Here is a 21567-nt window from a genome sequence, read left to right on the forward strand (position 1 = left end):
TTTAATATATCTGCCTCATTCTTCAACCTCGGACTTTAAAGGATCGGCTTTACTTCGTCAAGCTTTCCAGTTGATGCACTTCATTTTTTATTGGCGGTTCATAATGGCCAATACGCACTCCACTCCCTCCTCGACTGTATCATAAGTTACATTTTAATAAATCTTTATAGTTCAGAAAACGGGTTTTTTAAAGAAACCCGTTTTCTATACTGTCAAAATTGACTCAACTGCTACTGCTGTCGTCCCAGACAAGAAAAGTCCGGGATAGACAGCAGTATGCCATCTTGGATGCAGCAGAGTTTTACAGCCTTTAACTGTGGAAAAATTAAATCCCAATGAATGATGAACCGTGGCAACCAAATCAAAATGAGCATCGCCTTTTTTTGAGTATTGAGGTATTCCTTCTTTAGGACAAATAATTTCTGTTAAGAAGCCTTGTTTATGACTCATAATATGGAAAGATTGACCCCATTGCATAAATTGCTTAAGTAGGCGATCTTTTTCCTGTTCAATTAATTCTCCTTCTCTGTCTAAAGGAAATTGAGAATTAATCAAGACAATTACGATAGTTTGCGGAGGAACTTGCCAATCAGGTAGCAATTTTTCCCAGTTATGAACCATAAATGGGGTAGGAGATTTTATATATCTCTCCACAGAATTCATGTTTAAGCAATGAGATTGATAGAAGCAATTATATCATAAGTCAACCTACGAAACTTAAAAAGACCTATTAGTTAATTTATTACCGTCGTAGTCGCCTCATCAAAGGAATAAGTTGGTGGTGTAGGGATTTTATTAAGGGTTTGACAATCCGTTAAATATTGTTCAATGACGGTTTGAAAAGCCTGTTCTAGCTCATCAACGGAAAGACCATCAAAAACAATAATATCTTCTATATTAATGACACGACCAAAAAATAAGCGATCGCTGGCATCATATTCAATCACAGCTTCATAGCCTTTGTATTGCATTAGTTTACTCCTGCTTTAATTAAAAATTTACGAATAGCTTTAATTGGGTATCTTTTTAGTTCCTTTTGGGGGTGCGGGGAATGAATATTAAGGGAAATTTCATTAAGATCAAATCCCACTCTTGAGCCATCACCGTATCATCCCAAAAGATGTTACGGCGGATGGGATCAACAAAAATAGAATCATAGGTTTTTCGCTGTTTTCTATTCATTTGTTGATTATAGTCTGATTACCAACTTAACATCTAAGCAATACTAATGATCGCCTCTTCCCCAGAATCTAAACCGCGATCGTCCCTTTAGAGAGGGGACTTGAAACACCTGATCAGTCAGAAAAAAGTGATTGTTTCTCCCAAATTCGACTGTGCTTTCGGATTCTTAAATTTGGACTTATACTGAAGTGAGAGATCAAATTGCCATCAGGAGTCAAGATGATTACGTTTGAAAATGCGTTAGAGGTAGTCAGTCAATTACCTAGAGAACAGCAAGAATTATTGGCTGATATTGTCAAAAAGCGGTTAGTGGAAGTCAGAAGACGAGAAATTATGGAGGAATGTCGTGAGGCGTTGGCAGAGTACCGAACAGGGAATTTAAAAGCAATGTCAGCAGAAGAAGTTATCTCAGAATTACGTTGTTACCTAGAAAGCGACGAGGATTCGTGAGAGAGTTAATTTTAACGACTAGGTTTAAGCGATCTTTTAAAAAATTTGTCCAGCGTAACGCGGCATTACAGCGACAAGTTGAAAAAACGTTACTGCAAATGAGGGAGGATGTCTTTGCGCCCAATTTGATGACCCATCGCCTAAAGGGTGAGCATGATGGACTAAAGGCTTGTTCTTGTGGATATGATTGTCGGATTATTTTTACGATTCAAAAAAACGAGCAGACGACTCAAGATGAGATTGTTTTGCTCAATATTGGGACTCACGATGAGGTTTATTGAGGGTTGTTAATGGATTAAATTCTGTTGATTCTTTCGTTTATTTTTCTTGGTATCGCTGGATGTATTCTGGATCAAAAACTTGGGAAAGTAGGTTTTGAAATTCCTCTTGTTCCGCTTTGGTTAACTGTTGTTCATTGGCGGAACGGTATGGGTCGCCACCGGATTCTAGGTATCGTTCGCGAGCGAGTCTAGAGAGTTGTTGTAAACGTCTAGCTTTTTGTTGTCGAAGTTGTTCGGCGTTAGTCATAGTCTTGCACGAATTCAAAAGGAACAATTTCTCCGTCAGGAAGAATCACCGATGTGGGTAAAGTAGGACTTAGGGTTTCGATATACCACAGCCCACTACTAGGATTAGAGAAACTGTATAAGACAATCGCTAGGGTTTCGAGGGCGTTAAAAACTAAAAATTGTTCTTCGGTCGGTTCCATCGGTTATTGATGATTGGCACTTTCGGGAGAAGGTCTCGCGGTAGGGTGGGTTAGACGGCGACAATCTAGGCGGTAAAGGGGATCTAACAATCCGTCGTAACCCACCATTTTAGCATTGGTAGGTGGCGCGTTATTTTTGGGGTGGCTACTTTAAGAACTTTAGCTCAATCATAACTAATAGATCAGTGGATTTATGACACTTGCCCCTAAGTACAGTTGGCCAAAACCGCGCGCACTTGTCGAGAATGCCTCTACTTTCTCAGGAGAAATTCTGTCTAAGCAAGTAATCTCGGTGAACCAAGAATCCCCAGCCTAAAGTCTTGGGATTGTTAAAAAATTGTTATGGCTAGGGGAGCTTTAAGATTGCTTCGAGGGCTTTGGTGATACAATGAGCCGTTAACTAGCTATCTCTCGGTGGCATGGAGAGCCAAATTGTCAGGAGGTCGAAGCGTGAAAACTCGGTTGCGTTGGTTTTGGGTGGCTTTAGGGGCATTTCTTGCCATTATTGGCGAGGAATTCTTGAGAAAGCTGCTGGCACTCTCTCTCTGTGGCGTTTTTCTGTTGAGTTACTGTCTGCCTGATGCTAAATATAGCGCTTCTGTCGTGGCTCAAACTCCACAACCGGCTATTGGGCAATCTCAAACAGAGCAGAAAATTGATAATTATTTTAGCCCCATTCAACCAGATGGTACACCCAAATTAGGGATCGATCGCTGGTGGGCAACCGCAGGAGTAGATAAGGAAATAACCGTTAATTGGACAGTAGAAGTTAAGGAAAAAGGCGAATATTATCTCCGTCTAGGTGTAGATTTAGAAAACTTTGATGTAATCAATAGATTTAGAAAGTGGAAGCTCAGTGATAAGGTTTCTATTAAGATTTCAGATGATTATAATAGACCTGTTTCTAGCTATGAAGCATCAGGATATGATGATAAAATATCGATTCGTTTTCGAGAACCAGGTATTTACCAGATCACCATCGACAAATTTGTTGTCCCTCGAGAAGCTGTTGTTGAAGAAATTGAGTTTAAGTTGAATAAATTACACAAGGGAGAATTAGGCGAAGATATTTATCTAAAAACTTTTTTTATTGCTGACCGTCCTGAAGTTACTATCAAAAATTTTAGGATCAAAGTTCCTGACAGTCAAAACAAAGTGATCGACCGTAGAGAACTGACGAAACAAGGTTTAATTAACTATTTCACTCCGATTTTGAATTTTGAACCAGAGGAAGAATATCAAGTTCCTTTTGATGTTAATAAGAATACTTGGAAAGCCGAAACTAAAGCCACTATTAAGGATAGAGGAAATGCAAATGATTACTTAGATCTTAGTCAATTTAAAACCGATATCAAAGGTGCTTACAGTCGAAGTAAAAAAACTCCTGCTAAAATTTATGCCTCAATCGTTGAAAATGATAATTTAGAAATAGATAACAAAAAAACAGGAATTAAAGAATTAGCAATTAACTATTATTTTCACTATCCCCATAGCAATTGGTACGATCACGAAGGATTTAATAATCATGAAGGAGATTGGGAAGGAATAACGGTCTTTTTGCGGAAGGATCGGGATGGCTACTACTATCCTTGTCGAGTTGCTTTTGGCGAACACATTTTCTTGGTGAGAGAGTTTATTTCCGAAGGAGGAGAAATTTTTGAATGGACAGAATTAGTTAAGGATAACAATATTCTATTTTCAACTAACTTAGGTAGCCCCAATGATATTCTTGCTCAATCTAATGTTTTTGTCGGTTTGGGTGGTCATGCGAGTTATCCTAAGTCGGGAATTAGTGAATTAAGTATTTGTACTAAATTTAAGATTCCCACATCTATTGATCCTAGTTGTGAAGAAAAACATCGAGGGGGAAAGATATACAACCTCCATGATAATTTATCTTTAATTTCATCTTCCGACCCTAAATCAAGAGAAGTAGTTGAATATTTACCCCGTGTCGGAGTTGAGAAAATTGAAGACTTAGGTGATAAAAGTTGGTTGCTGTATCCAGGTACATGGGGAAATCCAAAAAATTGCATTACGAGATTGCCGCTAGATATAGGTTGTCCTAGCGCACCTCGTGGTCCTGTATTTTTGGATTTAAAGAAAATTAGTGGAATTTCTCAACCTATTTCTATAATAGCGGGACCAACCTGGGAAAGTTTTGGACTAGGAGAACGTTGGTTAAACCCTTGGAAATGGTCAGCAACTTTTGCTGGCGCTGATAAAGTTAAAGAAGGTTGTCCACCACCCCAAGAAGAACCGAAACCAGAACCCACCCCCGATATTCCCCGTAAACCAGACGGAAATACAGGCGTTATTTATGGAGACCCTCATATTGTCACCTTTGATGGCTTACGCAATAGCTTCCAAGCGGTAGGCGAGTTTATTCTGGCGAAATCTGAACGAGGAGATTTTGAAGTACAAGGTCGTTTTAAAGGGGTGGGAGATAATGCTTCTTTACCCTCAGCCGTAGCAATCAAAGCGGGTGGTGAACGAATCGGAATTTATCAAGGAAAGCTCCAGATTAGTGCTCGAAATGTTAATGAAGCTAGTTTTCCCATTGTGCTTGAAGGTGGTGCAAGGGTAGATAAAAATGGGGCTGAATATAGAATCATCGCCCCCACCGGGGAGTGGGTAGAAGTATCGGGAAGTTCCGTGTTAACGATTAAGGTCACAGTCCCCAAGTCTCGCATCTCAAAGATGTATGGTTTGTTAGGAAATTACAATAATAGTCCTAATGATGATTTGAAAACTCGTCAAGGAAAGGTTGTCGGTATTAATCCTAATTACGAGCAACTGTACAAGGAGTATGGCAATAGTTGGCGTATTCCTCAGCCAGAGTCTTTATTTGCCTATGAAGTGGGCGAAACCTCAGCGACTTTTACGAATTTGAATTTCCCGAAAAAGGTGTTGACTTTAGCGGATTTTACGACGCAACAAAAACAAGAAGCGGAACGGGTTTGTCGTAGCGCGGGGGTGACTGCTTCTGCTATGCTGGAATCCTGTATGTTTGATGTGTTGGTGACAGGCGATCGCTCTTTTGCTAATGTGTCTGCTTATGTTCAATCGGAGGTTAAGGTGACAGCAAATGTTACGCCAACAGAGAGTCCAAAACCTCAGCCTTCTGCTTCTAATAATGGATCAATTAATGGTAAATGGATTGGTAAATATACTTGCGCTCAAGGAATAACTGGAGTAACTCTTACTATTAATCAAAAGGGAACTGAAATTATTGCTGAATTTGAACTATATCCTGTACCAGAAAACCCTAATTTACCTAGAGGAATAGCTTTATTTCGTGGTACATTTAATCTAAATACATTGGAAATGAGTCTTAAAGGTGTCAAATGGATACAATCTCCAGGTGCGGGTTGGGGCATTGTCGATTTTTCTGGAAAATTCGACTCAAGCTTAAACCGTTTTACAGGTCGAAAACAACATCCTGGTTGTGGTTCTATTGAATTAGTTAGAGCAACTTCTAATAATAGTCAACAACTACCAAATAATAAACCTTCTCCTCAACAAACTCAAGCAAGCTGTCAAGCTACTGTTGATAAAATCCTTCAAGAAATTCGTTCAAAGGGAGTTAGAAGGGTTGAGTTTAGTATTTCTAAAGGAACTGCCAATAATTATATGACTGGTAATCCAACAAGCAGAACTGATGAATTAACAGTTGCTTTATTTAATGATAATCCCAAAAAAGCCGATCCCATAATTGAGAATATAATGAACTCTCTAAAATTGCTGAATACTTGGGCCAATCAAATTGTCAAGAATTGTGGAAACACTGCTATTGTATATTTTGGTGTTAGCAACACTGATGGTTTTTTCAGTTACTATGTTCAATCTGATGGAACGACAAAATTAAGGGAGTGCCTTAAGGCGAGTACACCACCATCTATTCTTCCTTGGGGTAAGGAATGGGGACCACAATGTGGATCGGTATAGAGCGTAGCGTGTAGTGCGATCGCCGATCTAGTAGGTTAGGTTAAGGCGCGAAACCCAACACAACCAACGGTTACTTTTTTAACGTCAACTTAACTACTCAACTGCTAACAAAAATGTTTCAATTTAATTAAGTTTTCTCAAATGTAATTCTCCTTAACAACTTGATGAGGAAATAAAAATGACTACCGAAGAAATTTTACTAGAAACATGGCGAACATTAGATGAATCTGGTCAAGAGCAAGTATTAACATTCATGAAACTCCTAAAAAAAACAAATAATTTAAAAATTGATAATAGCTATATTTCTCCACAAGAAAAAGCCAAGAGATGGGAAGAATGGGCAATGAGTCATCAAAAAAGAGGATTCAGTCTACCGGATGAAGCCCTACATCGTGATAGTATTTACGAGGATTAATGGCTAAATATTTACTCGATACTAATATTTTACTGCGAGGAAGTGATCCAGATTCTTCTAGTCATTTACTGGCCATTAAAGCTGTCTCCAATTTATTCAAAAGTGGTCATGATTGCTATATTACCTCTCAAGTATTGATTGAATTTTGGGTAGTCGCGACACGACCAATAGAAGTAAATGGTTTAGGATGGAGTGTTAAGCAAACCAGTGATGAAGTCAATCAATTAATTAATCGTTTTTCTTGGATAGAAGAAACATCCGAAATTTTCTTTTATTGGCATGATCTAGCGAATACTTATAATATTAAGGGAAAAAGAACTCATGATATTCGCTTAATAGCTGTCATGAAAACCCAGAAATTAACTCATTTACTGACTTTTAATCCAGATGACTTTATTAAAATTCCTGACATTCAGATTATTCGCCCTAATGAAATTGTTAACATATAGAAGATAGACGCTGGGATTATCAAACCCCAATCCCTGAGCATTAAATTATAATTTATGTAGTGCGATCGCTGCTCTTGTAGGTTGAGTTGAGGAAAGGCACGAAACCCAACACAACCAACAGTTACTTTTTTAACGTCAACTCAACTGCCAACAAAAATGTTTCATTTTAATTAAGTTTTCTCAGAGGACAAAACCATGAAACCACTTAACCCCCAGAATCTCTTAATTGCTTCCTTATTAGGATTGTCAACGCTTTTTGCTGGTTCCTATCCTTTGGTTAAAGCACAATCAGAACCAAAACTAGGCTGTCAAGCTACTGTCAATAAAGTCCTTCAAGAAATTCGCTCTAAAGGGGTTAGAAGGACTTGGTTTAAGCTTTATAAGGGAAAAGCCAATGAAAATAACACGGGTAATCCAACTAACAGAACAGACGAGTTAGAAATAATTTTAAGTGCTTGGGATTTTACTAAAAAACCTACTTTTGATTCTCGAAGTCAATCCATTATTGATAACATCATGGGTTCTAAAAGTTTATTGAAAAGTTGGGCAGATAGAATTGTTGCTAATTGTAGCAATACAGCGATAGTTGGTTTTGGTAATGATCAATCAGATTGGGGTGAAGATTACTACATTCAATCTGATGGAACGACAAAATTAAATAAGTGTGTTCCTGCTGGGACACACGGACTATTACCTTGGGGGGTTTCACCCTGCCTATGAAAATATAGCGGTATTCAGTAAGTTTTAGCATATAATAAGTCTAGGCGCGTAGCTTTAGTTAAGGTACGAAACCCAACAATTACCGCCTATTGAAATTAACGTCTAGTTTCGCATAACCAAGATCCTCATCATACTTGATATAATGAGATTACAGACTGTTTTTATTCAACTAAGAGACATGAAATCTATGATAACAATACCTATAACCCTAGAACAACTCATTTCTGTCATTCAACAATTACAGCCCAGTGAGCGTACAAAAATAGCCAAAGCTTTAATTGAAGTAGAGCTACAGTCAGATTTAAAAGCTTTAATTACAGAACTCTATAATCAAGATCCAGTAGATGAAGTTACCGATAATGATATTATGCAAGAAATTCAAGCTGTACGTCAAGCAAAAATTAAATAAACATGACATTACGAGTAGTTATTGATACGAATATTTGGATTCGTATTTTGCTAAAAGGACGAGTTACACTACCCATACTAGAAGCATTTAATGAGAAAAACTTTCAACTAATTATCAGTCAAGTTCTTTTCGATGAATTTCATGAAGTTTGGAATCGACCTAGACTCAAAAAATATATTGACATCAATCAAGCTTTACGACTAGAAAAACAGTTAAGAAGTCGCTCAATCTGGGTTGAAACCAAAACGATTCCTCCTCATTGCCGAGATCCTAAAGACTTACCTATTTTATCTACAGCTATTGATGGAGAAGCAAATATTATTGTATCTGGAGATGATGATTTACGGGCTGATGAAGAATTAAGAAGAGCAATGCAACTATATAGCATCAAATTGTTAGGTGTTAATTCTTTCTTAGAATGTTTAACAGAATAAATGTGATCGCCTATTTTATAATGATAATGCGATCGCTGATATTTTAGATATATTAACAGAGTGCGATCGCTGATCTTGTAGGTTGGGTTAAGGCACGAAACCTAACATAACCGACGATTACTTTTTTAACGTCAACCTAACTACTCAACTGCCAACAAAAATGTTTCATTTTAATTAAGTTTTCTCAGAGGACAAAACCATGAAACTACTTATGATATTATGGAATATGTAGCCGCCCAATATCCGCCAAATTCATTCGTGGTCTTTTCAACTTAACCAATGAGCAAATCAAGGATGTGATCGCCATTCTGGTAATTTAGCTGATGAGGTAAACTAATGTTAGATTTTCACCTATCTGTTCAACCCAAAACCGAACAGCGATTAAAAATAATTTTAAGTTCTGTAGAAGATGAAGAAAGTTTTGCTCAAAGTATTATTGATGATCAGATAGTAAGATTGCAAAGAGCAATTTTAAATTTAAGATTAGACTTAAGAGTTTTTGAGCAGAAATATCAGATAACATCTGAAAAATTTTATCAAGAATTTTCTCAAGGTATCTTAGCGGATGAAGAAGATTTTATGATTTGGGCTGGATTGTATGAAATGCTCGGACAAAATGAAATTCAACTTCAAAAGTTAAGATGATTGAAGCCTATTTTTTGCAAATCGAAACAATCCTTCAATCCTTTCCTAATATACGCTTTGTTTCGCTAACAAAAAAAATTTACAATACGAATCAAGGTTATATTAGTGTTTCAATTATTTTTGAAAACAATCATCGTCTAGATTTTATTGAAGTAAAAAATACTGATGTAAAAGCCAAAATAAAATATCGTTATCATTATATGGATGAGCATCAAGTAATGATTTTTCGTTATGATAATGCTCCTCACCATACCGAAATTAAAACTTTTCCGCATCATAAACATGAGATTGAGGGCGTTAAGGCAAGTCCAGAGCCAACTCTTGACGATGTGCTTTTAGAAATTGCCCAAAAACAAAGGGACTTATCGTCTTTATGATCAGCTTCGATTGGATTAGCCGAATTGCGATCGCTACTCTTGTAGTTGAAGAATAAAACCCAACACAACCAACAGTTACTTTGTTAACGTCAACTCAACTACTCAACTGCCAACAAAAATGTTTGATTTTAATTAAGTTTTCTCAGAGGACAAAACCATGAAACTACCTAACTCCCAAAATCTTTTAATTGCTTCCTTATTAGGATTGTCAACACTTTTCGCTAATTCCTATCCTTCGGTTAAAGCACAATCAGAACCAAAGCTAGGCTGTCAAGCTACTGTTGATAAAATCCTTCAAAAAATTCGTTCAAAGGGAGTTAAATGGGTTAAGTTTGAAATTTATAAAGGAGTAGCCAATGAAGATAGAACAGGAAATCCAACAAATAAAACTGATGTATTAGCTATTGTTTTGAGTTCTTATTACAGTGAAACTCGTACTAATAGTGATTCCAGAAGTCAATCCATTATTGATAATATCATGGGTTCTAAAAGTTTATTGAAAAGTTGGGCAGATAGAATTGTTGCTAATTGTAGCAATACAGCGATAGTTGGTTTTGGTAATGATCAATCAGATTGGGGTGAAGATTACTACATTCAGTCTGATGGAACGACAAAATTGAATAAATGTGTTAAACCAGAAAATGCACCTAATCCTCTTCCTTGGGGATTATCAATATGTCTATAAAATTATGACGAAGTGTAACTTTTCCTTATCATCTTAAGTAGTCGTGCAAAATTAATTTCCTAGTGAAGATAGGCAAGAGGCAAGAGGCAAGAGGCAAGAGGTGGTTAGATATGTGTAATTAATTTTGCTTAGGTACTTAAAAGATAAAACCATGAAAATCAAATTTAACCTGACTCAAATATTCTATACTTTCAGCTTACTAGCTTTGATAACTAGCCAACAAATAGAAGGTAGCATTTTAGAGTAATTTAAGTCAAAATAGAGTGTTGAACAACATAACTTGCATTATGGACATTACTATTCACTTTGGTAAACAATGAATACTCCTATTTAATTTCACGCTCTAAAATCAATTCAACAGTCTTATAAAGTGGTTCAATTTTTGTTGCGATGATATCCCAAACAATCTTAGGATTAACCATAAAGTAAGCATGAGCAATAATATCCCTTAAACCACCAATTTTTCGCCATGCAGTCTCAGGATATTTTCGCCTAATCTCATCAGGAATTTGCTCAGTTGCTTCGCCAATAATTTGCAAATTATGAACGACTGCATCAAAAGTTTTATTGTCCTCAATTAAATCATCATAGTTCATCCCTGCTGTATAATCTTGAATTTTTTGAATACTACTCAAAATATCAGTTAAATAAAGCCTCAGATCACGAGACATAAACCGTTTCCTCTAAAATACGTTCTCGAATCTGGGGTTTAATATCTTCCTTGATTACTAAATCAATTTTGCGCTTAAATAAATCCTCAAGTAAAAATTTTAAATCCATATAATTATCAAAAGTGACATCTCCTTTAAATTCTACCAATAAATCTAGATCACTATTAGCTGTCGCTTCACCCCTAACAAAAGAACCAAAAACTCCTAAACTTTTAACTTGATATTTTAACTTTAGACTCTCTAGGTAGGGCTTGCTGAAAGAAGCTGTAACCTTTATCGGAAAAGGCTTTTAGCTGAATTGAGAGTCCCTCAGGTGCCCCTGAATCTGCGCTTAATCGCTTAAAACCCTTGCACCTTCCTTGGCTAGTACCAATGTACCGCAGAGTCGAGCTACCCCCAACCTCACCAGAAAACTTCGAGTTTCCCTCGGAGGGGAAATTATCCCCAGACAATCGTTGGGTTATCATGGCCAATCTAATTCCTTGGTCAGAATTTGAAGAAGAATATGCCCAAAACTTCTCAGAAGAAATGGGTGCACCAGCCAAAACCTTTCGGATGGCGTTGGGAGCTTTAATCATTAAAGAGAAGTTGGGAACAAGTGATAGGGAACCCGTCGAACAAATTAGAGAGAACCCTTATCTACAATACTTTTTAGGGCTATCGGCTTACAGCAATGAAGCTCCCTTTGAAGCCTCAATGTTAGTCTATTTTCGAGAAAGAATCGGGTTTAATTTAGTCAACCAAGTCAACAAAAAAATGGTGAGCAACCAGGGAGGATTAAGCGGCTTTCAAAGGGGAGAAAAAAAGCCCGAAAAAGCAGAAAAGGGAGAAGAAGAAAGTGAGCCGAAAAATCAAGGAAAATTAATTTTAGATGCCACCTGTGCGCCGGCTGACATTAGGTATCCCAATGACTTAGGAATATTAAATCAAGCCAGAGAACAAACCGAAGAAATTATCGACTCCCTCTACGAACCCATCAAAGACAAATTCCCGAAAAAACCGAAAACTTACCGAGAACAAGCCAGAAAAGCTTACTTAGAAGTGGCTAAAAGACGCAGACCATCTCAAAAACAACGGAGAAAAGCTATTAAAAAACAACTCCAATATATCAAAAGAAACTTAGCTCATATTGAGCAGTTAATGGCGGTCGGAGCCTCGCTTTCTTGGCTGAGTAAAAGGCAGTATAAAATGCTGCTAGTTGTCGCAGAAGGTTACCGCCAACAGTTATGGATGTGGTCAAATAAAAAACAGAGTATTGAGAACAGAATCGTCAGTTTAACCCAACCTCATGTACGTCCAATTGTCAGAGGAAAAGCTGGAAAACCAGTGGAATTCGGAGCTAAACTGTCAGCAAGCTGTTGCAATGGCTATGTATTTTTAGACCGTCTAAGTTGGGATAATTTCAATGAATCTGGGGACTTGAAAGAACAAATAGCAGAATTTAAGCGTTATACGGGCTTCTATCCTGAATCCGTTCATGTAGACAAAATTTATCGGACGCGGGAGAATCGAGCCTATTGTCGAGAAAGAGGTATTAGAATGAGCGGCCCCCCTTTAGGAAGACCGCCGGCAAATATTAGTAAAGAAAAGAAAAAACAAGCTCTTGAAGATGAAAGAATTCGTAATGCTATTGAAGGGAAATTTGGTCAAGCAAAAAGAAGATTTAACCTCAATCGAGTGATGGCAAAACTTCCCTCAACTTCTCAAACAGCCATTTCTGTCACTTTTTTGGTTATCAATCTTTCTACCCTGCTTCGGCAGGTTTTGTGCCTTTTTTTGTGCTTTTTTCGAGAAAGAACAAATTTTCTCCTGTTTTCTCCCCTTTGCTATTAATAAAAGTTATATTTTCTCTGAATTATCTCAACAAAAACTTATCTTCTCAATTGGCTTGAATAATCAATTATCTTTCTCCTGCTGCCCCCTTACTTTTTCAGCAAGCCCTATCTAAGCTTCCGTTTTCAACGGGATTACGCTTTTTTTGCCATTGTCGCCCTGCTGCACGACGTTTTGATCACTTTAGGGGTCTTTGCGGTTTTAGGCTTAATTGCGGGGGTAGAAGTGGATAGTTTATTTTTGGTTTCCCTCTTGACAATTGTGGGCTTTTCTGTTAATGACACAGTGGTAATTTATGATCGCGTCCGGGAAAATTTTGTTAATACCCCCGAATTGTCCGTGGATGAAATTGTCGATAATGCGGTGAGTCAAACCCTAACTCGTTCGATTAATACCACCCTGACCACTTTATTGCCTCTGGTGGCGATTTTTCTCTTTGGTGGCAGCACCTTAAAATATTTTGCCCTAGCTTTAATTATCGGTTTCGTAGCTGGGGCCTATTCGAGTATTTTTATCGCTAGTACCCTACTCGCTTGGTGGCGCGGTCGTTCCAATCGAACTAAGATAGTGCAAGCTTAAAAATGGCTATTAGTTGTCAGCTAAATTTTTTGACCAATTTCGTCAACTATCGGTTTTAATATATCTGCCTCGTTCTTCAACCTCGGACTTTAAAAGATCGGCTTTACTTCGTCAAGCTTTCCAGTTGATGCACTTCATTTTTTATTGGCGGTTCATAATGGCCAATATGCACTCCACCCCCTCCTCGACTGTATCATAAGTTACATTTTAATAAATCTTTATAGTCCAGAAAACGGGTTTCTTTAAAAAACCCGTTTTCTATACTGTCAAAATTGACTCAACTGCTACTGCTGTCGTCCCAGACAAGAAAAGTCCGGGATAGACAGCAGTATGCCATCTTGGATGCAGCAGAGTTTTACAGCCTTTAACTGTCGAAAAATTAAATCCCAATGAATGATGAACCGTGGCAACCAAATCAAAATGAGCATCGCCTTTTTTTGAGTATTGAGGTGTTCCTGCTTTAGGACAAATAATTTCTGTTAAGAAGCCTTGTTTATGACTCATAATATGGAAAGATTGACCCCATTGCATAAATTGCTTAAGTAGGCGATCTTTTTCCTGTTCAATTAATTCTCCTTCTCTGTCTAAAGGAAATTGAGAATTAATCAAGACAATTACGATAGTTTGCGGAGGAACTTGCCAATCAGGTAGCAATTTTCCCCAGTTATCAACTATAAATGGGGTAGGGGGTTTTATATATCTCTCTACAGAATTCATGTTTAAGCAATGAGATTGATAGTAACCAGTCAATTATTGTAGGTTGGTTTGACACAAGAACCCAACAAAGAGTAATGAAAGGATAGAAATAGCGATCGCCAATTTAGGCAGATTTGGCAGTTGGGTGTTGGGTTTCGTTCCTCAACCCAACCTACGAAACTTAAAAATACCTATTAGTGCGAGCGCTTTTGCTAGAAGCATTTAATCAGAAAAGATTTCAACTAATTCTTTTCGATGAATTTCATGAAGTTCAAATATTTGAAGGCCTTATTATCTTCAACCGTCCCATCGAACTAAGACAGTCCAAGCTTAAAAATGGCTTTTAGTTGTCAGTTAAATTTTTGGGACAATTGCGTCAAATTGCTTCAAGAGATTTGATTGCGAACGCCACTGAAAGCGGCGTATGCGATCGCTATAGCATCTACAGAATCATTAATAGGCATTTTTGTCAATCCGAATAAATACTTAATTTGTTCAGCCACCTCCGCTTTAGTGGCCCTACCATGGCCCAGATGACATTTCCAACTAGCTTGATGGAGGAAAATCGGTTCAATTCCCCCATCGCGGCAGCTAACTAGATTGATAATTCCTAAAGCTTGCAGGACTCCACCGGCTGCCTTGATTTGCCGGTTAAAAAAGGGCATTTCCACGGCAATTTCTCCCGGTTTATATTCTGCGATTAACTCCTTTAAATCCCGTTCAATTTCGATCAAACGCTGGGCAGTAGAGAGATTTTTAGAAGTTTCGATCGTGCCATAATCGACTAAAATCGGCATTAACTCACTATTATCCCGGAGAATAGCCCAACCGACAATCGCTAATCCAGGGTCGATACCCAACCAAGTAGTCATAGATTAAGCCAAAAAATCTTGGACGATTTCGAGGATTCTTTGGGATGCTTGTCCATCTCCAAAAGGATTAATGGCATTAGCCATACGATCATAGGCGATTTTATCCCCTAATAATTCTCCCGCTGCGGCTAAAATTTGCTCCGGATTAGTCCCAATTAATTTCGCTGTTCCCGCTTGTACTGCTTCCGGTCTTTCCGTGGTTTCTCGCAATACTAAAACCGGTTTTCCTAAACTAGGGGCTTCTTCTTGAATGCCGCCGGAATCAGTTAATAATAAATAACAGCGTTGAATCGCCCCCACTAACTCGGCATAATCGAGAGGTTCAGTTAAAAATACCCTGGGATGATTGCCCAAAGCGGACTGAATTGGTTCTCGGACGGTGGGATTGCGATGCAGGGGTAATAACAAGGCCGTATCGGCATATTTTTCTAACAACAAAGTAAATCCTTTGATAATATCCTGTAGGGGTTCGCCCCAATTTTCCCGGCGGTGAACCGTGGCTAATAAAACCCGATAATCTGACCAATTTAAGCCCGCAATTTGACATTCTGGTGCGGTTTTGGCTACGGTTAATAAAGCATCAATAACCGTATTGCCAGTGTGGTGAATATTTCCTGTCACCCCTGATTTTTGTAAATTTTCCACGGCTAAAGTAGTGGGAGCAAAATGTAGGGTAGTCAGTTGAGAAATTAGGCGACGATTAGCTTCTTCGGGATAGGGATTATAGATATCATTAGTTCTTAATCCTGCCTCCACATGGGCGATAGGAATTTGTTGATAAAAAGCCGCTAAAGCAGCAGCAAAAGCAGTGGTAGTATCACCTTGCACAATAATTAAATCTGGTTTTATGCGCTCAAAAACAGTTTCTAAACCCCGTAAACTGCGGCAAGTAATATCAGTTAAAGTTTGATGGGTTTGCATAATATCGAGATTTTCATCTGCTTTTAAAGCAAATAATTCCATCACCTGCGCTACCATTTCTTTATGCTGTCCCGTCAGAATTACATGGGTTTGAAACTGTTCCGATTCTTGAAAAGTACGAATAACGGGAGCTAATTTAATCGCTTCGGGACGAGTTCCAAGAGTAATACAAATTGATTTCAACATATTATTATCAGTTATCAGTTATCAGTTATCAGTTATCAGTTATCAGATGTGAGTTTTCAGGTTACTATTTACTGATCACTGAAAATCGGTTGAATTGTGCTGTTTTGTTATTTTTCACTTGTGGGGGGTTGTTGAACGATAAATTGGGGATAGAGTTGCATTTGCTTAGGATTTAAAGAAGGTCGAGAGATAGTCAAAACTTTTTGTTTAGCTAACTCTTGAGTCATGGTATCCAAAGTTTGAGCGATACGCAAATTATATTCTAATTGTTCCCCAGAAGAAAGCAGATTACTTAAGCCATCGATTAAACGTCTTAAATTCTCGCGAAATTGGGGATCACCGATTAACTCATCGATATCCGAGGTGATTTTTTGGGTATTTTCAAAAGTCACCCTAGCGGATTCAAGAGTTTTTTGCAGCACGACAATTGTAGCAGGATCGTTAATAGTTTTAGTAATTTCTCGTAAATTATTCGATGTTTCCACTGCATTATTCAAAATAGTCTCGATATTTTGCATGACTTGTTTAGTATCAATTTCATCTAAACCAGCATTTAACCTCAGGGCGGTATTATTGAGATTATTAGCGAGACTACCAATACCTAAACTAGCTTGATTAATATTATCGAGAGTATTAACAATTTGTCCCCGATTTTCGCTGAGAACAGCATTGAGATTAGCGACTAATTGGGAAGATTGTTGAAAAGTCCTGCTGATTTGACTGCGATTTTCCTGAACGGTATTATCTAAAGTATTGACAAAACGGGAGGCATTATTAGCCGTATTAGTGACCGAGCGACTGGTGGCAGCTAATTCCAAAGATAGACGAGAGATTTCTCTTTGGGCATTACGGATAGTCTGGGAGGTATCATCGGATAAACGGGCGATTTTTTGAGCTGCTATAGCGGTATTTTTGGTGACATCATTAAGATTACCCACAAATTCAGGACTGGTAAAAGTATCCACTAAACGACCAACACTAGACATTAATTGTGTTCCTGTTGTCCCCTGTAAACGAGTATTATTACAGAGAATTAACTGTTGATCACAGTCGGGACCCAGAGGGTCGAGATTTTTGGACTCAGCACTTAAAGAAACTAAGGGAGTGATATCGATGGCTGCCTCCCCAATTAATCCGGAAAGATTGGTAGTAACAGTTACCTTCCTAGGCATAACTAAAGTAGCAGAAGCAATCTCGGCAATAACCTCCACTTGATTACTCCCTGGGATAAAACTCGTAATTCTTCCCACTCTCACCCCGCGAAAACGCACCGGCGCCCCGACTTGTAACCCTTCCACGTCGGCAAACTCGAAGATTAATTGATAGGTTCTTTGACCAAATCCTCCCCCGCGAACCCAGATAGCGAGCGCCCCAAAGACTAATAATCCGCCTAGGGCAAACAAACCTAGTCTTCCTTCCCGTAAAGCTCGCGAACTCTGCATGATTTTTCTCTCATTCTCGATAGTTCTTAATTTAGCTTAATCTAGCTTAAACGATTGTCCTAATCGGGCCTGCAATGCTGGCGCTAAAAAATTGCCGAATCATGGGATGATCGGTACGATCGATATCTGCCACTAATCCCTGCCATTGCACTTTTCCCTGATAGAGAAATACTACTCGATCGGCGGTGCGTCGGATGGTACTTTGTTGGTGAGAAACCATCACATAAGTGTTTGCAGACCCTGATTTTTCATGGAGAGTCCGCACTAGATCTTCAATGATTGTGGAAGCTATCGGGTCTAATCCAGCCGTAGGTTCATCATATAGCAGTAATTCGGGATTATCGGCCTGATTATCAGGATTAGTGATAATAGCGCGGGCAAAAGCCACCCGTTTACGCATTCCTCCCGATAGTTCCGAGGGATAAAGGTCACTAATTCCCTTTAAACCGACCATTTCTAGGCTTTTTTCCACTAATTCCCTAATTCTGGCTTTTTTTAACTTAGTTTGTTCATAGAGATAAAAACCGACATTTTCGCCGACAGTGAGAGAATCAAACAGGGCCGTTTGTTGAAAAACTAAGGAAGTTCGCATCGCTTCTCGACCATCTTCTAGCAATCCCTGACGCAATTGGCCTTTAATATAAATTTCTCCGGCATTTATCCCCGTTAATCCCGCAATTACTCGTAAAATCGTTGATTTTCCCGTTCCCGACGGCCCGATAATTACCAGGGCCTCCCCTCGATAAATGGTTAAATCTAAACCGTCGAGAATAACATTATCCCCGAATCTTTTCGATACTCCTCTCAATTCAATTAACGGCTCTTTCATCGTCGCTTAATTATCCTTTGACCTCTGGAATTTTAGGGAGATGGGGAAGTGGGGTGTATTTTCAGTGAACAGTCAACAGTAATCAGTAATCAGTAAACAGTAAACAGTAATCAGTGAACTGAACTCTGATAACTGAATAACTGGGGAGCATCTCACTTATGCAAGTGAGTAATTATGCTTATCGCTAAAACTTGCTTCTGGTAAGGCTTTCAAAATAGCTTGACATAAAACTTAATTTAGGAGTTACAAAGGTGAGATGCTCCCGATAACTGGATAACTGACCTCTGATAACTGATATAGTCATTTCAATTAAGATTGAGAATATCAATCCCAGAGTTCATAAGGATTTTGTCGGTCTAGACTGTATCAGACTTATCTGAAATGACTATAACTGATAACTGATAACTGATAACTGATAACTGATAACTGATAACTGATAACTGATAACTGATAACTGATAACTGACTCGATTCTGGCTGCTATAGTAGAAAAGCACCCATTGCTGAAGATATCTGAGGTAGATTGCCGTGACTATTGCTTTAGACCAACTGCTCACCCCCGACATTTTTCGACCAGCGCGTTATTTGGGCAACGAGTTAGGTGCTAAACATAAAGAATGGGCAAGTGCGGTGGTTCGTTGGGTGTTAACCTATCCAGAAGTGTACGAAGTGGGGGCATCTAACCTCGGCCATATTATCCTCTACAATATCCTCAATGCTCAACCCCGCCAACTCTGCGATCGCACTTATTTACCCGCACCGGATTTAGCCCAAAAACTCAAACAGACAAAAACCCCCTTATTTGCCCTAGAATCCCGTCGTTGCCTCACCGATTTTGATATTCTGGGTTTTAGTCTCAGTTACGAGCTAGGAGCCACCAATATTTTAGAAATGCTCGACTTAGCGGCAATTCCCTTGACTTGGAGAGCAAGAGACTCAGGTAACTATCCGCTAATTTTTGCCGGGGGACAAACTGCCACCTCTAACCCCGAACCCTACGCCGACTTTTTTGATTTTATCGCCCTTGGTGATGGCGAAGAATTATTGCCAGAAATCGGTTTAATTTTAGAAGAAGGTAAACTAGCTAATCTAAGCAAAGAAGAACTATTACTAGATTTAGCCCAAATTCCGGGGGTATATGTGCCGCGTTTCTACGATGTCACCCCAGGGGGTGCAGTTATCCCCAATCGTGACGATGTACCGAAAAGAATTTTACGCCGGGTAGCCACTCCCATCCCAGCCTATTCTATCGGTTTAGTTCCCTTCGTGGAAACAGTTCACGATCGCCTGGTGGTGGAAATTCGTCGCGGTTGCACTAGGGGATGTCGTTTCTGTCAACCGGGGATGTTAACCCGTCCCGCACGGGATGTGCAACCGGAAGCAGTAATCGAATCGATTGAAAAAGGAATGCGAGCGACGGGATATAACGAATTTTCTTTATTATCTCTCAGCTGCTCCGATTATCTAGCTTTACCTGCTGTGGGTATGGAGATTAAAAACCGTCTCCAGAATGAGAATATCTCTCTATCCTTACCCAGTCAAAGAGTCGATCGCTTTGACGAAAATATTGCTAACATAATTGGGGGCAATCGTCAATCAGGTTTAACCTTTGCACCGGAAGCGGGAACCCAACGAATGCGCGATGTGATTAACAAAGGGTTAACCAACGAAGAATTACTCAGAGGGATAAAAACTGCCGTCGAACAGGGTTGGGATAAGGTCAAACTCTATTTTATGATCGGTTTGCCCGGGGAAACCGATGTGGATGTGATTGGTATCGCGGAAACGCTGCGCTGGTTGCGTCGGGAATGTCGTTTACCGAAGCGGAAACCCCTCGATTTTACCCTAACTATCTCTAATTTTACGCCCAAACCTCATACCCCCTTCCAGTGGCATTCCGTCTCGACGGCCGAATTTATCCGCAAACAGGAGTTATTAAGACAGGAATTCCAAGGTATGAGAGGGGTAAAAGTCAATTATACCGATGTCCGCATCTCGGCCATGGAAGATTTTATCGGTCGCGGTGACAGAAGTTTAGGGAAAGTGGTGCTGCGCGCTTGGCAATTGGGAGCCGGGATGGATGCTTGGTGGGATAATACAGAAAAAGCCTATCAAGCATGGTCACAGGCGATCGAAGAATCCGGTTTAACTTGGAAATATCGTCAGGTAGAACAGGGAGAATGGAATATTTTTGCCGATGCAGACAAAGATATTTTAGAGCGTCCTTTGCCCTGGGATCATCTGGATACCGGTATCGATAAAAAATGGCTCCAGGAGGACTTAAAACGCGCTCTAGAGGCGGCAACAGTCCCCGATTGTTCTTTTGAGGGTTGTTCCCATTGTGGCGTTTGTAGCGTCGATTTTGGTCATAATATCGTTATTGAAGCGCCTACGATTCCCGCTTTTGCCGGACATTTTCAACCTAATCAAGAACGCGCCCAAAGAATTCGGGTTTGGTTTGGCAAAATTGGCGAAATAGCTCTAGTTAGCCACTTAGATCTGGTGCGTTTATTTGATCGCGTCGTCCGTCGGGCTGCTATTCCCATTTCCTTTACCGGTGGATTTCACCCCGGTCCGAGAATTTCGATCGCAAATGCCTTATCCTTGGGAGCAACCAGTAGCGGTGAGATTGTCGATTTTGAATTGACAAAAGTGATGGATTTAGAGAGGTTTAAACAGCAATTAAGAGCGCAATTACCCGCAGATTTACCGGTTTATCAGGTGGAAGAAATTCCCTTAAATGCCCCAGCTGCCACCCGTTTGTTAGAAAAAGCCGAGTATTTGCTCACTTTTAATAGTGAGGGAATTGACTGCCAACAGTGGCAAAATTGGCTCGAGGCAATTAAGCAAGCAACGGTGATGGAACGGGAAAAAACCACCAAATCCGGCAAAAAAGTCACGATTAATCTGCGAGAACAATTATATGAATTAGAGTTAAAAACTGTTGACAAACAAGCCGTTTTGTGCTATGTGGGCAGTTGTCGCAATGATGGCACTTTACTGCAGCCCGATCATATCGTCGAGATGTTAGAAAGGGTTTCTGGCCAAGAAATTTCGCTGCTTAATTGCCATCGTCAGCGCTTGATTTTAGGGGCTTAACCATCGTCAACTGTTCC

Annotated in this window: 24 protein-coding genes and 1 pseudogene; 14 read left to right on the plus strand and 11 right to left on the minus strand. The window is 39.3% G+C overall.

Going from position 1 to position 21567, the window contains the following annotated elements; translation table 11 throughout:
* Positions 1-204: 204 nt before the first annotated feature.
* Both GQR42_RS20510 and GQR42_RS20515 read right to left on the minus strand, forming a co-directional pair.
* The gene (locus tag GQR42_RS20510; RefSeq protein WP_257792597.1) at positions 205-663 is read right to left on the minus strand and encodes a methylmalonic aciduria and homocystinuria type D protein; all 459 of its coding nucleotides are present in this window, start codon (positions 661-663) and stop codon (positions 205-207) included.
* A gap of 71 nt (positions 664-734) precedes the next feature.
* Entirely contained in the window at positions 735-971 is a 237-nt protein-coding gene (locus tag GQR42_RS20515; protein WP_158201394.1) for a type II toxin-antitoxin system HicB family antitoxin, read from the minus strand.
* Between the two features lie 430 nt (positions 972-1401).
* On the opposite strand from GQR42_RS20515, the gene GQR42_RS20525 reads away from it, so the two are divergent.
* Together GQR42_RS20525 and GQR42_RS20530 are read left to right on the plus strand one after the other, a co-directional pair.
* Entirely contained in the window at positions 1402-1632 is a 231-nt protein-coding gene (locus tag GQR42_RS20525) for a hypothetical protein (RefSeq protein WP_158201395.1), read from the plus strand.
* Positions 1629-1913, plus strand: coding sequence for a type II toxin-antitoxin system RelE/ParE family toxin (locus tag GQR42_RS20530; protein WP_158201396.1), 285 nt, complete (start codon positions 1629-1631; stop codon positions 1911-1913). Before GQR42_RS20525 ends, GQR42_RS20530 begins: the two co-directional genes overlap by 4 nt.
* A gap of 37 nt (positions 1914-1950) precedes the next feature.
* Here the strand turns inward: GQR42_RS20530 and GQR42_RS20535 are convergent, their stop codons facing one another.
* Together GQR42_RS20535 and GQR42_RS20540 are read right to left on the minus strand one after the other, a co-directional pair.
* A complete protein-coding gene (locus GQR42_RS20535) occupies positions 1951-2160 on the minus strand; it encodes a hypothetical protein (protein WP_158201397.1) in 210 nt (69 codons plus the stop codon).
* Positions 2153-2341, minus strand: a complete 189-nt coding sequence (locus GQR42_RS20540; RefSeq protein WP_158201398.1) for a hypothetical protein — start codon at positions 2339-2341, stop codon at positions 2153-2155. Before GQR42_RS20540 ends, GQR42_RS20535 begins: the two co-directional genes overlap by 8 nt.
* Positions 2342-2944: 603 nt before the next feature.
* Here GQR42_RS20540 and GQR42_RS20545 point away from each other — a divergent pair.
* The 9 genes from GQR42_RS20545 (at position 2945) to GQR42_RS20585 (ending at position 10423) form a co-directional block, all read left to right on the plus strand.
* Complete coding sequence (locus GQR42_RS20545) at positions 2945-6289, plus strand: VWD domain-containing protein (RefSeq protein WP_158201399.1); 3345 nt, start codon at positions 2945-2947, stop codon at positions 6287-6289.
* Between the two features lie 178 nt (positions 6290-6467).
* On the plus strand, positions 6468-6704 hold the full coding sequence (locus tag GQR42_RS20550; RefSeq protein WP_158201400.1) for a hypothetical protein: 237 nt from the start codon (positions 6468-6470) through the stop codon (positions 6702-6704).
* The gene (locus GQR42_RS20555; RefSeq protein ID WP_158201401.1) at positions 6704-7153 is read left to right on the plus strand and encodes a type II toxin-antitoxin system VapC family toxin; all 450 of its coding nucleotides are present in this window, start codon (positions 6704-6706) and stop codon (positions 7151-7153) included. The genes GQR42_RS20550 and GQR42_RS20555 overlap by 1 nt, the downstream gene beginning before the upstream one ends.
* A gap of 195 nt (positions 7154-7348) precedes the next feature.
* Entirely contained in the window at positions 7349-7873 is a 525-nt protein-coding gene (locus tag GQR42_RS20560; RefSeq protein WP_158201402.1) for a hypothetical protein, read from the plus strand.
* A 187-nt stretch (positions 7874-8060) separates the two neighbouring features.
* A complete protein-coding gene (locus GQR42_RS20565; RefSeq protein WP_199273218.1) occupies positions 8061-8282 on the plus strand; it encodes a hypothetical protein in 222 nt (73 codons plus the stop codon).
* Positions 8283-8284: 2 nt separating this feature from the next.
* The gene (locus tag GQR42_RS20570; protein ID WP_158201404.1) at positions 8285-8716 is read left to right on the plus strand and encodes a putative toxin-antitoxin system toxin component, PIN family; all 432 of its coding nucleotides are present in this window, start codon (positions 8285-8287) and stop codon (positions 8714-8716) included.
* A 336-nt stretch (positions 8717-9052) separates the two neighbouring features.
* Positions 9053-9361 carry a hypothetical protein gene (locus GQR42_RS20575; RefSeq protein WP_158201405.1) on the plus strand — a complete coding sequence of 103 codons (309 nt, stop codon included), beginning with the start codon at positions 9053-9055 and terminating at the stop codon, positions 9359-9361.
* Positions 9358-9738 carry a toxin-antitoxin system TumE family protein gene (locus GQR42_RS20580; RefSeq protein WP_158201406.1) on the plus strand — a complete coding sequence of 127 codons (381 nt, stop codon included), beginning with the start codon at positions 9358-9360 and terminating at the stop codon, positions 9736-9738. The genes GQR42_RS20575 and GQR42_RS20580 overlap by 4 nt, the downstream gene beginning before the upstream one ends.
* Before the next feature lie 157 nt (positions 9739-9895).
* Entirely contained in the window at positions 9896-10423 is a 528-nt protein-coding gene (locus GQR42_RS20585; protein WP_158201407.1) for a hypothetical protein, read from the plus strand.
* A gap of 326 nt (positions 10424-10749) precedes the next feature.
* Here GQR42_RS20585 and GQR42_RS20590 read toward each other — a convergent pair whose 3' ends face one another.
* Both GQR42_RS20590 and GQR42_RS20595 read right to left on the minus strand, forming a co-directional pair.
* On the minus strand, positions 10750-11094 hold the full coding sequence (locus GQR42_RS20590; protein ID WP_158201408.1) for a HepT-like ribonuclease domain-containing protein: 345 nt from the start codon (positions 11092-11094) through the stop codon (positions 10750-10752).
* On the minus strand, positions 11084-11371 hold the full coding sequence (locus GQR42_RS20595) for a nucleotidyltransferase family protein (RefSeq protein ID WP_158202535.1): 288 nt from the start codon (positions 11369-11371) through the stop codon (positions 11084-11086). The genes GQR42_RS20590 and GQR42_RS20595 overlap by 11 nt, the downstream gene beginning before the upstream one ends.
* A 95-nt stretch (positions 11372-11466) precedes the next feature.
* Between GQR42_RS20595 and GQR42_RS20600 the strand changes: the two genes are divergently transcribed.
* Both GQR42_RS20600 and secF read left to right on the plus strand, forming a co-directional pair.
* Positions 11467-12927 (plus strand): IS5 family transposase, encoded by a 1461-nt coding sequence (locus GQR42_RS20600; RefSeq protein WP_158201409.1) that lies wholly within the window; start codon positions 11467-11469, stop codon positions 12925-12927.
* Positions 12928-13029: 102 nt separating this feature from the next.
* Positions 13030-13506: pseudogene (gene secF / locus GQR42_RS20605) on the plus strand (protein translocase subunit SecF); the annotation flags it as partial.
* A gap of 258 nt (positions 13507-13764) precedes the next feature.
* On the opposite strand, the gene GQR42_RS20610 reads toward secF, so the two are convergent.
* The 5 genes from GQR42_RS20610 to GQR42_RS20630 form a co-directional block, all read right to left on the minus strand.
* Positions 13765-14256 (minus strand): methylmalonic aciduria and homocystinuria type D protein, encoded by a 492-nt coding sequence (locus GQR42_RS20610; protein WP_158201410.1) that lies wholly within the window; start codon positions 14254-14256, stop codon positions 13765-13767.
* 332 nt (positions 14257-14588) lie between these two features.
* Positions 14589-15074 carry a crossover junction endodeoxyribonuclease RuvC gene (locus GQR42_RS20615; RefSeq protein ID WP_079205370.1) on the minus strand — a complete coding sequence of 162 codons (486 nt, stop codon included), beginning with the start codon at positions 15072-15074 and terminating at the stop codon, positions 14589-14591.
* 3 nt (positions 15075-15077) lie between these two features.
* The gene (gene wecB / locus GQR42_RS20620) at positions 15078-16181 is read right to left on the minus strand and encodes a non-hydrolyzing UDP-N-acetylglucosamine 2-epimerase (protein ID WP_158201411.1); all 1104 of its coding nucleotides are present in this window, start codon (positions 16179-16181) and stop codon (positions 15078-15080) included.
* 107 nt (positions 16182-16288) lie between these two features.
* Entirely contained in the window at positions 16289-17623 is a 1335-nt protein-coding gene (locus GQR42_RS20625; RefSeq protein ID WP_158201412.1) for an MlaD family protein, read from the minus strand.
* A 46-nt stretch (positions 17624-17669) separates the two neighbouring features.
* Positions 17670-18452 carry an ABC transporter ATP-binding protein gene (locus GQR42_RS20630; RefSeq protein WP_158201413.1) on the minus strand — a complete coding sequence of 261 codons (783 nt, stop codon included), beginning with the start codon at positions 18450-18452 and terminating at the stop codon, positions 17670-17672.
* Between the two features lie 527 nt (positions 18453-18979).
* Between GQR42_RS20630 and GQR42_RS20635 the strand changes: the two genes are divergently transcribed.
* Complete coding sequence (locus tag GQR42_RS20635; RefSeq protein ID WP_158201414.1) at positions 18980-21550, plus strand: TIGR03960 family B12-binding radical SAM protein; 2571 nt, start codon at positions 18980-18982, stop codon at positions 21548-21550.
* Positions 21551-21567 lie beyond the last annotated feature (17 nt).

Source organism: Microcystis aeruginosa FD4 (genome assembly GCF_009792235.1).
Classification (GTDB): Bacteria; Cyanobacteriota; Cyanobacteriia; order Cyanobacteriales; family Microcystaceae; genus Microcystis; species Microcystis viridis.

Excerpts from the sequence above, each read along its gene's own strand:
- GQR42_RS20630 (WP_158201413.1), bottom strand. The coding sequence starts at position 18,452 with ATGAAAGAGCCGTTAATTGAATTGAGAGGAGTATCGAAAAGATTCGGG.
- GQR42_RS20560 (WP_158201402.1), top strand. The coding sequence starts at position 7,349 with ATGAAACCACTTAACCCCCAGAATCTCTTAATTGCTTCCTTATTAGGA.
- GQR42_RS20625 (WP_158201412.1), bottom strand. The coding sequence starts at position 17,623 with ATGCAGAGTTCGCGAGCTTTACGGGAAGGAAGACTAGGTTTGTTTGCC.
- GQR42_RS20565 (WP_199273218.1), top strand. The coding sequence starts at position 8,061 with ATGATAACAATACCTATAACCCTAGAACAACTCATTTCTGTCATTCAA.
- GQR42_RS20580 (WP_158201406.1), top strand. The coding sequence starts at position 9,358 with ATGATTGAAGCCTATTTTTTGCAAATCGAAACAATCCTTCAATCCTTT.
- GQR42_RS20540 (WP_158201398.1), bottom strand. The coding sequence starts at position 2,341 with ATGGAACCGACCGAAGAACAATTTTTAGTTTTTAACGCCCTCGAAACC.
- GQR42_RS20575 (WP_158201405.1), top strand. The coding sequence starts at position 9,053 with ATGTTAGATTTTCACCTATCTGTTCAACCCAAAACCGAACAGCGATTA.
- GQR42_RS20535 (WP_158201397.1), bottom strand. The coding sequence starts at position 2,160 with ATGACTAACGCCGAACAACTTCGACAACAAAAAGCTAGACGTTTACAA.
- GQR42_RS20510 (WP_257792597.1), bottom strand. The coding sequence starts at position 663 with ATGAATTCTGTGGAGAGATATATAAAATCTCCTACCCCATTTATGGTT.
- GQR42_RS20570 (WP_158201404.1), top strand. The coding sequence starts at position 8,285 with ATGACATTACGAGTAGTTATTGATACGAATATTTGGATTCGTATTTTG.
- GQR42_RS20555 (WP_158201401.1), top strand. The coding sequence starts at position 6,704 with ATGGCTAAATATTTACTCGATACTAATATTTTACTGCGAGGAAGTGAT.
- GQR42_RS20525 (WP_158201395.1), top strand. The coding sequence starts at position 1,402 with ATGATTACGTTTGAAAATGCGTTAGAGGTAGTCAGTCAATTACCTAGA.
- GQR42_RS20590 (WP_158201408.1), bottom strand. The coding sequence starts at position 11,094 with ATGTCTCGTGATCTGAGGCTTTATTTAACTGATATTTTGAGTAGTATT.
- GQR42_RS20615 (WP_079205370.1), bottom strand. The coding sequence starts at position 15,074 with ATGACTACTTGGTTGGGTATCGACCCTGGATTAGCGATTGTCGGTTGG.
- GQR42_RS20515 (WP_158201394.1), bottom strand. The coding sequence starts at position 971 with ATGCAATACAAAGGCTATGAAGCTGTGATTGAATATGATGCCAGCGAT.
- wecB (WP_158201411.1), bottom strand. The coding sequence starts at position 16,181 with ATGTTGAAATCAATTTGTATTACTCTTGGAACTCGTCCCGAAGCGATT.
- GQR42_RS20550 (WP_158201400.1), top strand. The coding sequence starts at position 6,468 with ATGACTACCGAAGAAATTTTACTAGAAACATGGCGAACATTAGATGAA.
- GQR42_RS20600 (WP_158201409.1), top strand. The coding sequence starts at position 11,467 with ATGTACCGCAGAGTCGAGCTACCCCCAACCTCACCAGAAAACTTCGAG.
- GQR42_RS20585 (WP_158201407.1), top strand. The coding sequence starts at position 9,896 with ATGAAACTACCTAACTCCCAAAATCTTTTAATTGCTTCCTTATTAGGA.